This window comes from Croceimicrobium sp., from assembly GCF_965228705.1.
Taxonomy (GTDB): Bacteria; Bacteroidota; Bacteroidia; order Flavobacteriales; family Schleiferiaceae; genus Croceimicrobium.
The window spans coordinates 845,800-857,381 of sequence record NZ_OZ245832.1 but is presented as its reverse complement, the minus strand read 5'-3'; the positions used below and the strand labels follow the sequence as shown (position 1 = coordinate 857,381).

The 11,582-nt window shown below is 42.1% G+C and carries 12 protein-coding genes; 4 read left to right on the top strand and 8 right to left on the bottom strand.

The features are described from left to right. Genes ACO05P_RS03705 through ACO05P_RS03695 form a run of 3 tightly spaced genes read right to left on the bottom strand, consistent with a single transcriptional unit; the run spans window position 1 to window position 2,600 of the window. Entirely contained in the window at window positions 1-1,119 is a 1,119-nt protein-coding gene (locus ACO05P_RS03705) for an MBL fold metallo-hydrolase (RefSeq protein ID WP_421753441.1), read from the bottom strand. A gap of 9 nt (window positions 1,120-1,128) precedes the next feature. Then, a complete protein-coding gene (locus ACO05P_RS03700; RefSeq protein WP_421753440.1) occupies window positions 1,129-1,653 on the bottom strand; it encodes a hypothetical protein in 525 nt (174 codons plus the stop codon). Between the two features lie 32 nt (window positions 1,654-1,685). After that, window positions 1,686-2,600: an NAD-dependent epimerase/dehydratase family protein gene (locus ACO05P_RS03695; RefSeq protein ID WP_421753439.1), complete on the bottom strand. Its 915-nt coding sequence runs from the start codon at window positions 2,598-2,600 to the stop codon at window positions 1,686-1,688. 180 nt (window positions 2,601-2,780) lie between these two features. Between ACO05P_RS03695 and ACO05P_RS03690 the strand changes: the two genes are divergently transcribed. Genes ACO05P_RS03690 through ACO05P_RS03680 form a run of 3 tightly spaced genes read left to right on the top strand, consistent with a single transcriptional unit; the run spans window position 2,781 to window position 5,641 of the window. Continuing rightward, on the top strand, window positions 2,781-3,329 hold the full coding sequence (locus tag ACO05P_RS03690; RefSeq protein ID WP_421753438.1) for a BatD family protein: 549 nt from the start codon (window positions 2,781-2,783) through the stop codon (window positions 3,327-3,329). Next, a complete protein-coding gene (locus ACO05P_RS03685) occupies window positions 3,326-3,931 on the top strand; it encodes a hypothetical protein (protein ID WP_421753437.1) in 606 nt (201 codons plus the stop codon). The genes ACO05P_RS03690 and ACO05P_RS03685 overlap by 4 nt, the downstream gene beginning before the upstream one ends. A gap of 48 nt (window positions 3,932-3,979) precedes the next feature. After that, window positions 3,980-5,641 (top strand): sodium:solute symporter, encoded by a 1,662-nt coding sequence (locus tag ACO05P_RS03680; RefSeq protein WP_421753435.1) that lies wholly within the window; start codon window positions 3,980-3,982, stop codon window positions 5,639-5,641. On the opposite strand, the gene ACO05P_RS03675 is transcribed toward ACO05P_RS03680, so the two are convergent. Next, complete coding sequence (locus ACO05P_RS03675; RefSeq protein ID WP_421753433.1) at window positions 5,638-5,826, bottom strand: helix-turn-helix transcriptional regulator; 189 nt, start codon at window positions 5,824-5,826, stop codon at window positions 5,638-5,640. The two genes, ACO05P_RS03680 and ACO05P_RS03675, sit on opposite strands and share 4 nt — an antisense overlap. Then, window positions 5,816-6,301, bottom strand: a complete 486-nt coding sequence (locus ACO05P_RS03670) for a hypothetical protein (RefSeq protein WP_421753432.1) — start codon at window positions 6,299-6,301, stop codon at window positions 5,816-5,818. The genes ACO05P_RS03675 and ACO05P_RS03670 overlap by 11 nt, the downstream gene beginning before the upstream one ends. Window positions 6,302-6,412: 111 nt before the next feature. Between ACO05P_RS03670 and ACO05P_RS03665 the strand changes: the two genes are divergently transcribed. Beyond that, window positions 6,413-8,074 carry a hypothetical protein gene (locus ACO05P_RS03665; RefSeq protein ID WP_421753430.1) on the top strand — a complete coding sequence of 554 codons (1,662 nt, stop codon included), beginning with the start codon at window positions 6,413-6,415 and terminating at the stop codon, window positions 8,072-8,074. A 74-nt stretch (window positions 8,075-8,148) separates the two neighbouring features. On the opposite strand, the gene dapA is transcribed toward ACO05P_RS03665, so the two are convergent. From dapA to ligA, 3 genes are read right to left on the bottom strand one after another with little or no spacing between them, the layout of a single operon-like run. Further along, window positions 8,149-9,033: a 4-hydroxy-tetrahydrodipicolinate synthase gene (gene dapA / locus ACO05P_RS03660; protein ID WP_421753429.1), complete on the bottom strand. Its 885-nt coding sequence runs from the start codon at window positions 9,031-9,033 to the stop codon at window positions 8,149-8,151. 1 nt (window position 9,034) lies between these two features. Beyond that, window positions 9,035-9,553, bottom strand: coding sequence for a DUF6913 domain-containing protein (locus ACO05P_RS03655; protein ID WP_421753428.1), 519 nt, complete (start codon window positions 9,551-9,553; stop codon window positions 9,035-9,037). Further along, the gene (gene ligA / locus ACO05P_RS03650; protein ID WP_421753426.1) at window positions 9,550-11,568 is read right to left on the bottom strand and encodes an NAD-dependent DNA ligase LigA; all 2,019 of its coding nucleotides are present in this window, start codon (window positions 11,566-11,568) and stop codon (window positions 9,550-9,552) included. Before ligA ends, ACO05P_RS03655 begins: the two co-directional genes overlap by 4 nt. Window positions 11,569-11,582: the final 14 nt, after the last annotated feature.

The window sequence follows — 11,582 nt, the reverse complement described above, 5'->3', positions numbered from 1 at the left end:
TTAAAGGTCTAGCCACCATTCGGTTTTCGGGCTATCAATTTCCAGGGAAAAACGTTCTCCAATCATAGGATGAATCATTTCCTGCCCTTCTTCTTTGGCCTTTGCCTTAAAGCGTACGATGGGATCGGTCCAACTGTGTAAAGCCAATTGAAAAGCCCCCCAATGGATAGGCATCAATACCTGCCCCTTCACTTCCATGCCAGCGATCACACTTTCTTCGGGCATCATATGGATCTCACTCCAGGCCTCATTGTACTGCCCGCATTCCATCATGGCTAAATCAAAAGGTCCGTACTTAGCTCCAATCTCCTTGAAGTGAGGACCATAACCCCCATCGCCACTAAAGTAAATGCGACGATTTTGACCTATCAATACCCATGAAGCCCATTGGGAGCTGTTGCGATGTACAAGGCTGCGACCCGAAAAATGTCGGGATGGGCAGGCTACCAGTTTTAAGTCCTCCAAGGCACCTTCCTCCCACCAGTCCAATTCAGTAATGCGATCGGCTTCTATGCCCCAAGACTTAAGGTGAGAGCCTACTCCCAAAGCGGTATAAAAATGTCCTACTTCATCATTGAGGGCCATAATACTGGGATAGTCCAGATGATCATAATGGTCATGCGAAAGAATTACCGCATCAATATCCTTAAGCTCCTCAATGGGAATAGCCTCCTTATAAGGGAAGCGCTTGGAGCCAAAGCTAATGGGGGCCGAATAATCACCCAGCATAGGATCGATTAAAATCTTTTTCCCATCCATTTCAAAAAGGAAGGCGGAATGCCCGTACCAGGTAATGCAAGTGAGGCTATCGTTTTGAGCCTCATTAAAGCCAAACTGTACGGGTAAACTATCCTCCGGACTGGTATTTTCAGCATTGAGATAATCTCCCAGGGTTCCTAAAACGTCCTTTAGTGAACCTACGGAAGTGGGAATGAGATTTTCGAAATGATCTTCCTCCCAATAAGGTGATTGGGAAATGCGTTCCAAATCCTCTCCTACCGGATGCTGACCGATCTGAGGAGCAAAGCTCAAGAAAATAACTAATGCCAAACCAAATAGAAGGACTAAGGCTAGAATCGCCAGGCTAAGTCTTTTCAGGACTCTTAAGAATGCTTTCATTCTTTGAAATCAAAAACGGTATACAATAAACAAGGAAGCATCATTGCTAGCATTTAGGAATAAGTTGCTCTGTTCGGTTCCGCCCAGATCAGAAACCCTATAATTGAGACCAGGCTTAATCTCTAAGCCGATGTAAAAATTTGTATTTAATTTATACTGCGCTCCTAATACGTAGGCCAGTCCTACTCCCATTGCGGAACTGCTATTGCTAAAGTTTAAGCTCAAATTAGGTTGGGGACCATGGATAAATTGAAAATCTTCATTTATCCCTTTTCTAAATTCATATCCAATCCCAATCAAAATCGCTCCCGCAGAACTATTAAAGTTGCTGGTAGAATTATCTTGATATTGATATTGCAAATTGGCTAAATGAAATCGCCAGTAATTGCCTTTGTCTGTGGGTTGCTTGTAAATAGCCCCAAAATTATTCAAACCAGAAGCTATTAAACCAAATTCACGCTTATACTCTGGCTCATCCTGAGCAAAGGCCGAAATACTTAAACAAGTTAAAAGGATCAGACTTAATTTTCGCATGCTTCATTTTTTTCAAAGCTGCGGAAAATTTTTCAGATCAATGACTTTAATCCTTCCTGATAGGATACTGCTGTGTACTTAAAGGTAGATTCGAATTTGTCAGAATTGAAATAATAAGGTCGATCATACTGATAGATCATTTCAACGAATTCCTTCATGATGGGATTGAACCATCCTAAAATCCGCAAAATGCCTTTTCCCGCCACTTGGGTCTTAGGCTTTGCTCCTACTAAAGCTGCTAGGGTCTCAATGTACTCCTTGCCGGTCAATGGATTCTTGGCAGTAGGCAAATGCCATTCTTCTCCCCAGGCAATTTCGGAATTACCCAAGATCGCTGTTCCTTTCGCAGCATCAATTGTGTAGGTAAAAGAATGCGGATTTTTAAGGCTGCCAAACCAATTGGCGGCCTTACCCTTTTGAAGGGGCTTTAAAACCGCTTCTTCCAATACACTTACCGAGCCTGCATTAGGTCCATAGAAATCGGCTGAACGAGCCACAGTGGCTTGTATGCGTCCTTCTTTATGAGCTGCCCATAATTGATTTAATATGCCTAGGCGTACCTTTCCCTTTTCACTTTGGGGATCTTTCTTCGAGTCTTCGGTGATATTGGACATCTCTGAAGGATGATACATGTAAATATTATCGAAGAAAACCAATTTGGCCTTCGCATCGGCGCAAGCCTCAATGGTATTAGACATAATGCGCGGCCAGCTGTTCTGCCACACCTTAATATTGTAAGTAAGTCCTACACAGAGATAGACCACTTCACTGCCTTGAACCGCGGCTTTGGTGGCCTCTAAATCCAATAAATCAGCCGAAACCAATTCTTCATTTCCCACCACAGCCTTTGGATTTCGGGCTACTAATCGAACCTGATCGGTATATTGAGGTAAAACTTTAGCGAGTTCTTTTCCGATGGCCCCTCCGGCCCCTAAAATTGTTTGCATTATCTGCTTTTTGGGTAAAGTTCTGCAACTCCCACAGTCCTAAAAAACCAGATAGCCTGAACTCTGTAAAAAAGGCGGTGAAGGGTATGTATTGGATGTTGAATGGATTTCTGGAATAATGCAAGATCCAAACAAATAATCCTAAGAGCTTTTTCTAAATTGGGCTCTAAATCCTCTCTTATGAAAAGCCTCCTCTATCTGCTATTACTTGTTTTTGGCTCTGGCCTGATGGCTCAAAATGTCAAAACCCGCCTGGAATTTTACGATCAGGGTGAAGGCACAGAAAGAGTGCGAATCATAGTATCGGTAGACGAAAGCCCGGATTCAATAGGCCATCTAGAAATGGATGGGCAAATCCTGCCCATTAGTAGTACCTCCAGTCAAATGAGCATTATCAATGGTGTTACTACCCGTGAAGTTTCCTACACCTTTTACTATTACCCTGATAAAAAAGGAGACTTCAACTTTTATCCTCCCACTATGTATTTTGGTGAAAAGCACTTGAAAGGAAAAGAAGTTGAGTTTAGCATCTCCCATTTTAAGGAAAGGAAAAAGGATGAACCAGATGCTAAGTCCATTTTAGCCAGTCCCAACAAACGCATTAGCTTTAGCCAGGAAGGTGGTATTTTGGAGGAATACATGAATGGCAAATGGACCTTTATTCGAAAATTGGATAAGCAAACCTGTGCTAAAATCATCTTATTGACCCAAGAACAAAAAGAGCTATGAGTCGAGCCCTAATCATCCTATTTACAGTCTTAGTTTTCCTAAATACGGCTTGCAATATTCAAAAAAACATTCCTTTAGATGATCATCCCTATGTACCGGATATTCATGCCTTGGCCAAACATTTCGATCTTAGCTTAGGCACATTAAAACCCTATGAACAGAACTCATTGATCAGCTTTAGTGATGGCAGTTATATTTTGGAATATGTATTTGATAATCGGGAAGGTCATCCGCTTACTGAAGTCTATTACAGTTATATCATGGAGCATAAAATCAGCGTACAAGAAGCGCGCAACTCCTTGATCGATAATATTTCTGCTTTTGATGAAGCCTTTGAAAAGGAAGACTTTAAGAAAAAGGAACGGCCGGATTTAGTAATTCCAGGCGACGAATTTTATTGCGCGGAGTACTATCATTCTGGCCGACCTGCAGGTAGTCTTCTCGTAGCGCGTTTCGGGAATAGCGTAGTTACCATTTACATTAATGCGACTGAAAAGGAATTGGAAGGATTTTACACTGATTTTTTATATCCCTACCTCGAAAGAACCGCTTTAGCTAAAAACAAAAGCTACCAAAGTCGCAGCCCCTTAAAGACGCTCTAAGCACAGCGGAAATTTGTATTATTGTACATAGTACTATAAGTAAAAGCTATGCAGGGTCTGGACTACCTGATTATCGGGCTGTATTTCCTCATCATATTTGGTATTGCCGCCTGGGTCAGTTGGCAGCAAAAAGGGAAAACTAAAGATTCCGCCTCCTATTTCCTGGGTGGACGGAATTTGGGTTGGTTTGCCATTGGTGCTAGCCTCTTCGCCTCTAATATTGGCAGTGAACATTTAATTGGACTCTCAGGCGCTGGTGCCCGCGGTGCATTCCCCGAAGCCCAATTTGAAATCTTAGCAGCTCTGATCCTACTTCTTTTGGGCTGGGTATTCGTACCCTTCTACATTCGATCAGGAGTTTTTACCATGCCTGAATTTTTAGAAAAGCGCTACAATAAAGGCGCGCGGGCTTATTTATCCATTATCTCTATTATCTCCTATATCCTCACCAAAATCTCCTTTACCATTTTCGCTGGGGCTTTGGTATTTGAAGTATTGATTGGAATTCCCTTTTGGACCGGTGCTTTAATCACAGTTATCGCCACTGGTTTGTACACGGTTTTTGGCGGACTCAAAGCGGTGATTTACACCGATATGATTCAGAGCATCATTTTCATTTTAGGTGGATTAGCCGCAACCTGGTTCGGCTTAAAAGCAATTGGCGGTTGGGATCAAGTCATTCTGGCTATTGATCAAAATCATGAATCGGCCGATACCTTTATGAGTCTTTGGCGTAATAAAGATTATCCCTGGACCGGTGTTTTATTAGGCGCTCCCATTTTAGGGGTTTGGTATTGGTGTACCGATCAGTTTATCGTGCAAAGGGTACTTTCTGCTAAAAACATCTCCACCGCTCGCAAAGGCACTATTTTCGGTGGTTTCCTAAAATTATTACCCCTTTTCATTTTTGTATTTCCGGGCATCATTGCCTATGCCCTCTCCCAAACTGAATATCCAGGACTATTCACTATTGAGAACCCTTTGACGGGAGAAATTCGCAGTACTACCGATGCAGCCTTACCAGCCTTAATACTGCGAGTAATGCCAGTAGGTATTAAAGGCCTTATTGTAGCCGGTTTTTTAGCGGCTTTAATGAGTTCGCTTTCCAGTGTTTTCAATAGTACTTCTACCCTTTTCACCATCGACTTTTACCAAAAATGGCGACCGGAAGCCACTGAAAAGGAATTGGTGCGGATTGGCCAAATCGCCACTTTGGTGCTGGTGATTATAGGCCTGGCCTGGATTCCCTTTATGCGTGCCTTAACCGAAGGGGGCGGAATTTATAAATACCTCCAAAGTGTTCAGGCCTATATTTCCCCTCCTATTGCCGCTGCTTTTTTATTGGGAATCCTTTATAAGAGAATCAACGGTCGCGGTGCCCTGCTCGCTTTATGGACCGGCTTTATCCTGGGTATAGGTCGATTAGTTTTAGAGTTTCTGGAACAGAGTCACAAAATTCAAATTGAAAGTGCTAGCCTCTTGGGCCAATTGGTGCACATGAACTTTTTACATTATGCCATCTTCCTCTTTGTGGTCAGCATTATGGTTATGATTGCCGGCTCACTGCTTAAAGCGCCCAATTTCAGTCCGAATTTGGATTGGATGAAAGCAGCGGATTTAGATCAAAGCAGAAAATGGAGTCCATCCGAATTGTATGGCTCCATTGCTCTGGTGATTGCGGTGCTGGCTATCTGGATTTACTTCTACTAGAGTTCGAAGAGGTCTTCCACCTTACATTCAAAAAGCTGAGTCATTTTAAGGGCCAACTCTAAGGAAGGTGAATATTTATCATTTTCGATGGCATTAATGGTTTGCCGGCTCACCTGAAGCTTATCCGCTAAATCCTGCTGCGAAACCTTATGCATGCTGCGATATACACGAATCTTATTCTTCATTACGGCCCGATTTATAATGCCGATATAATTTGATATCGAAAATGAGATTAAACAATAGCAGGATTAAGAAAAGCTGGGCAAACATAAAGCTTAGATAGATAGCGCCATAAACCCCCAATAAGGTTAAGAGAAGAATGCCATAATTGATAAAAAGACTCCAGCGCAGCGAATCATTGCGCATTTTGTCAATCAACTCATCCTCATGCTTTTCCTTGGAGAATCCGGCGAAGATGCCGCTGAGCACTAGAATCACACTCAGGGCTTCATCCAAAAACATGGTGTCTACCCAGTGCCAACCCAATTCGAGCTTAGTAAAGAAATCTTTACTTATAAAGGCCGGCACCTTAAAGGTGAACCACTCTTCCAGGGTTTCATTTCCTTCTAAAAAGATCAGGTACACAAAGCCAAAAAGAAAGCAGAAGTAGAATAGTATCCTACTGACTTTCTTATACCGATGGTGAAATAATAAGGTCATACGATTTGAATTTGTTTCTTCAAATGTATAAAATATTTTACATCACGTAAAAATATCTTTACATATTGTAAATGATGTTAGACATAGTAGAATTAGAACTATTTCAATTCTATGCGCTCTTGGAATTTTATTCAATTAGACTTTCCTCCTTTATACGGAGCGAGTATTTTTGGTGAATCCCGAAAGGGACATTCGCTATTTTTAACCAACCAAAACCTGAATTCAATGATTTTAAGGCTTTTTGCAATATTCGTATTGCTCTGTACCCCTTTTTCAGTTCTAAAATCTCAAATAAAGAAAGTTGACTTACCGATTGAAGAGAATAGTCAAATTCTAGGTAAAGTCGACATGGGAAGCCAAGGCTTTTTTCTGTTAACAGGACAAACTACCTCAAAATCGGAAAGTTCCAGTTTCTTCCTACATAAATATTCCAGCGACTTAGAGCTGATTTTTAAAGCTCAGATTCAATATGAAAAAAAGAGGTTTTCCTTATTTCTTTGGCCCACTGTGTATGTGAGCCCGGATACGAAATTCGCGTACGTAGTTTGGATGGATGATAAGAACCATCTAATACATCAAATCAACGAGAATGGAAATATGAAAAAAATGGTTTTAACCAAATCAAAATTTCGTGATATCCCTTACACCTTTTTCTGCACCAATAGTAATTTAGTTGGTATTGTATATAAAGAAAAAACCAAATCTTATTTTTTAGGACTTATTGATCACGCTTCCTTTCGAGCTAATCCAGCCAAACCAATTTATTTACCTAAAATCCAGGATTTAGAAATGTCTGATGAACACCAAACTACCTGGGAATTTATCAATTACGATCAAGACCATCTCCTATTTAGCCGACGTGTTAAAATGCGGAATGAGGAGGCTCAGGAGGAGGAAGAACATGAGGATCGAATGCTAAATAAGATTTTAGTAGCTGAAATTGATTTAAAAGGAAAGCTTATTAAGGAGATTTCGATTGAAAGAGCATTGCAGAATGAATATAGACCAATCGTAAGCAGGACCTATGAAAAGGGGCCCAACTCATCAATTTATTATTTGTGTATCCCTGGTGCAATCCCTGTTAATCATCATGTTATAGGCAATAACATTGGTCGAATAGAAGGAGAGTTTTATAGTTATAATGTCGCTTCTACAAAGAGAGAGCAAACTCATTTAACACCAAATCAAAATGCCTATGGTACCCTTGTCTATGTCCCTGAAACCGGGCACTATATTTATTATGGTTTGCATAATAAAGGGGATCTTGATAATGACTTTGAAAGGACCCCTTTTCATGGGTTCTTTATTAGTGAATATGACCAAAATGGTAGTCTAATTAATCACAGCCAGCACAATGCTCCAACTACTGAAGAATTTGAAGACTGTGATTTAAACTCACGCTTAAAAGGTGGTTTTGGTCGTCAAATGAAACTGGAAATCAATGAAGATGGCAGCTACCGTTTCAAAGTATGGACAGATAAAGATATTTACATAGCAGAATTAAATTCCAAATTAGAATTATTTGAATATAATCTGTATGTATTAGATATAAATGCCCTCGCAAGTAGTACACTTGGAGACCTTGCCTTATACCCTAAAAATCATCCGATTAACAATTATCTAAATAGTTTAGGCGAAGAACTGTTTTTGGATCTAGCGAGTATTTCATACATCCACTCCTTCCAAGCTTCTCCCGGAAAGGAAATACTCCTTCATCTTTCAGATGTTGATAATCCCGAAAACATAAGTCTACTTCTGTTCTCTGAAAATTAGTAGCGCTGAATCTCAAAAATAAAAGCCTCCATTTAGGAGGCTTTTTTATATCTATTTAATTTAAAGCGTTCCGCTTAAAGCAATCCCTGCTTCTTCATCTCTCCTTCAATTTGAGCGGCCAAAGCATCGCTTATGGGCCAAAGAGGTTGACGCATATTGGCTTCCATAATGCCTTGTAATTTCAGGGTATGTTTCACACCGCCGGGATTCCCTTCGGCAAAAAGCATATTGGTGATATCATACAGCTGATAATGTCCAGGACGAGCAGCTGTGATATCCCCAGCCAAAGCCTTACGTACCATATCGGTAAATACCTTAGGAAAGGCCTGACCACTAACGCTAATCACGCCATCACCGCCTAAGGCGATCATTGGTAAAGTGAGATTGTCGTCCCCACTAATTACCATAAATCCTTCAGGACGCTCATTGATGATTTTCATTACCTGATTCAAATCGCCGCTGGCTTCTTTGATGGCTATGATATTATCAAAATCACGGGCTAAGCGCAGCGTGGTGTCCGCGCTCATATTAGATCCGGTTCTACCGGGAACATTATAAAGGATTATGGGCAAGGGTGAATTCTCACTCAAGGTCTTATAATGCTGATAGATTCCTTCCTGCGTAGGTTTATTGTAATATGGGGAAACGCTCAAAATGGCAGAAACTCCTGTAAAATCAAAGCTCTTTAACTCCTCTACCAGAGCGGCGGTGTGATTTCCTCCTACTCCATAAACTACCGGTACTCGTTGGCCATTGCTCTTTAGTACTGCATCCAATACCTGGCGTTTTTCCTGTTTACTTAAAACCGGATTTTCCCCCGTGGTTCCCATCACCACCAGATATTCTACACCACCTTCAATACAATGGTTTACCAATTTATCGAGGGCGCTAAAATCAATTTCCAGATTGGCCTGGAAGGGAGTAACCAAGGCTACTCCAGTACCTCTGAATTCAGGCATTTTATTGAGCATTTATAAATTTCAGCAAAGCTAATACTTCTTCGCGGCAAGCTTGCGTATAGCCCTCTTTTTCGCAACGCACAACCAGGTCGGCCCAATCGGATTTCCGCTTTTGGAAAGCTACCTTCATTCCAGCTACCGCTGTTTCCGCTACAATTTGATGTACGGGCTCCTCACCCTTACTAAAGTCGAAGAAGAGATCAAAATTATGTTGCTTAAAAGTGCCGAAGTCCAAACCACTAGGCCAGCCCCACCAGCTTTTATCATCCTTACAAATTGATGGATAGGGCCAATTGGGATTAAGGTCTTTGCGCTTCACTGATTGGTAAACCAGCACTTCCACATTTTTACCTGCCGATTCAAAAAATTGAATCCAGGCTTCTATCTCCGCTTCCTTGATTTGGGTGGCTTCAAAGTACAGAGCAATGCGCTCTACCCCTTCCCAGCCCTTATAATCTGAATGATGCTGTAAATTGAGTTTTTGCAATTGACGATTGCGATACCAATTTAATAAGCTCATAATCCAATCATTTCAGCAAATTCATTTTCATCGATAATCCGCACCCCTAAATCTTCTGCTTTCTTGCGTTTGGAAGGCCCCATGCCTTCACCTGCCACAATTAAAGAGGTCTTGCCTGATACTGAGCCGGTGTTCTTACCACCATGCTGCTCAATCAATTCCTTGAGTTCATTGCGACTGAAACGTTCAAAATTGCCGCTGATCACAATACTTAGTCCGGCCAATGATTCTGAAGCGCCCTCCTGTTTTACAATCTCAAATTGCAAACCTGCCTGCTGCAAGCGCTCTATCTGATTGCGATTTTGACTATCGGAGAAATAGGCCACTACGCTTTCAGCAATGCGTTCTCCAATTTCATCCACATTCACCAATTGCTCTGCCGTAGCAGCCATTAGGGCCTCAATAGTCTCAAAATGACGGGCTAATTTCTTAGCTACAGTTTCGCCTACATAGCGAATTCCCAATGCGAACAATACCCTTTCAAAGGGTATGGCTTTGGAAGCCGCAATTCCATCTACAATATTCTGAGCCGACTTTTCGGCCATTCGCTCCAGCGGGAGAATATCTTCCACCTTTAGGTCATAGAGATCCGCAATATTCTGAATCAAGTCCGCTTGCACAAATTGCTCCACCGTTTCAGAGCCCATACCTTCAATATCCATGGCCTTACGGCTGATGAAATGCTGAATCCGACCACTTACTTGAGGGGGACAAGTCTCGGCATTGGGGCAATAATGCTGGGCTTCATCTTCTGCTCTTTGCAATTCGGTGCCGCATTCCGGACAATGACTGATATATTCAAATTCTGGCGCATCTGCGGAACGCTTGCTATAATTAACCCCTACTACCTTAGGGATGATTTCACCACCCTTTTCTACATAAACCCAATCACCAATACGTAAGTCCAGTTTTTTGATCTGATCCTCATTATGCAAACTGGCGCGTTTTACGGTGGTTCCGGCGATGGAAACGGGCTTCAGATTTGCCACCGGAGTGATGGCGCCGGTGCGCCCTACCTGATAGGTCACTGTTTCCAATACTGTTTCCTGCTGCTCTGCTTTGAACTTATAAGCAATGGCCCAGCGCGGACTTTTGGCGGTAGCTCCAAGGCGCTCTTGCAAGCGAAAGGAATTCACCTTAATCACAATGCCATCAATCTCAAAGGGTAATTGATGCCTTTCTTCATCCCAGCGATTGATGAATTCGAAAATCTCATCAATGCTTTTGGCCTTATGTAAATAGCCCTTTTCGGGTCTGGGGATATTAAAACCCCATTCACCAGCCGCTAAAACCGCATCATAGTGGGTGTCAAATAAGGGCTGCTCCAACATCACGAAATAGAGGAAACAATCTAAGGGACGTTGTGCCACCAGGCTCGAATCCTGCATTTTTAAGGTCCCTGAAGCTGAATTTCGGGGATTGGCAAAAGGCTCCAGCCCTTCATCAATCCGCGATTGATTCAAACGAGCAAAACCTTCCAGCGGCATAAACACTTCCCCGCGTATCTCAAAATCCTCCGGATAGTCCTTACCTCTTAAATGCAAGGGAACCCGAGGAATGGTTTTAATATTATTGGTAATCTCATCGCCCTGACTGCCATCGCCACGGGTAAGGGCCTGCACCAATTGGCCATTTTTATACTGAATGCTTACCGCTGCTCCATCGTATTTAAGCTCGCATACAAATTCCAAATCCTCATCGGGTAAGGCTTTTTGGGTGCGCTTGAGATAATCCTCCAGCTCTTCCCGGCTGTAAGTATTGCTTAGGGAAAGCATAGGATGTCGATGCGGCTTAGTAGGGAAATCCTTGGTGATGCCACCTCCCACACGACGACTGGGAGAATTAGGATCATCAAATTGCGGGAATTCCGCTTCCAGCTTCTGTAATTCCTCTAATAATTGATCAAATTCGAAATCAGAGATCTCGGGTTTATCCAATAAATAGTAGAGATAATTATGGTGATTGAGCACCTTTCGTAAGAGCTCAATTCTATTGCGGGCTTCATCTGGACTCATAGCCCAAAAATAAG

Bases quoted from the DNA above. Each gene is read 5' to 3' on its own strand.
- ACO05P_RS03705 (WP_421753441.1), bottom strand. From the start codon at position 1,119: ATGAAAGCATTCTTAAGAGTCCTGAAAAGACTTAGCCTGGCGATTCTA.
- ACO05P_RS03700 (WP_421753440.1), bottom strand. From the start codon at position 1,653: ATGCGAAAATTAAGTCTGATCCTTTTAACTTGTTTAAGTATTTCGGCC.
- ACO05P_RS03695 (WP_421753439.1), bottom strand. From the start codon at position 2,600: ATGCAAACAATTTTAGGGGCCGGAGGGGCCATCGGAAAAGAACTCGCT.
- ACO05P_RS03690 (WP_421753438.1), top strand. From the start codon at position 2,781: ATGAAAAGCCTCCTCTATCTGCTATTACTTGTTTTTGGCTCTGGCCTG.
- ACO05P_RS03685 (WP_421753437.1), top strand. From the start codon at position 3,326: ATGAGTCGAGCCCTAATCATCCTATTTACAGTCTTAGTTTTCCTAAAT.
- ACO05P_RS03680 (WP_421753435.1), top strand. From the start codon at position 3,980: ATGCAGGGTCTGGACTACCTGATTATCGGGCTGTATTTCCTCATCATA.
- ACO05P_RS03675 (WP_421753433.1), bottom strand. From the start codon at position 5,826: ATGAAGAATAAGATTCGTGTATATCGCAGCATGCATAAGGTTTCGCAG.
- ACO05P_RS03670 (WP_421753432.1), bottom strand. From the start codon at position 6,301: ATGACCTTATTATTTCACCATCGGTATAAGAAAGTCAGTAGGATACTA.
- ACO05P_RS03665 (WP_421753430.1), top strand. From the start codon at position 6,413: ATGCGCTCTTGGAATTTTATTCAATTAGACTTTCCTCCTTTATACGGA.
- dapA (WP_421753429.1), bottom strand. From the start codon at position 9,033: ATGCCTGAATTCAGAGGTACTGGAGTAGCCTTGGTTACTCCCTTCCAG.
- ACO05P_RS03655 (WP_421753428.1), bottom strand. From the start codon at position 9,553: ATGAGCTTATTAAATTGGTATCGCAATCGTCAATTGCAAAAACTCAAT.
- ligA (WP_421753426.1), bottom strand. From the start codon at position 11,568: ATGAGTCCAGATGAAGCCCGCAATAGAATTGAGCTCTTACGAAAGGTG.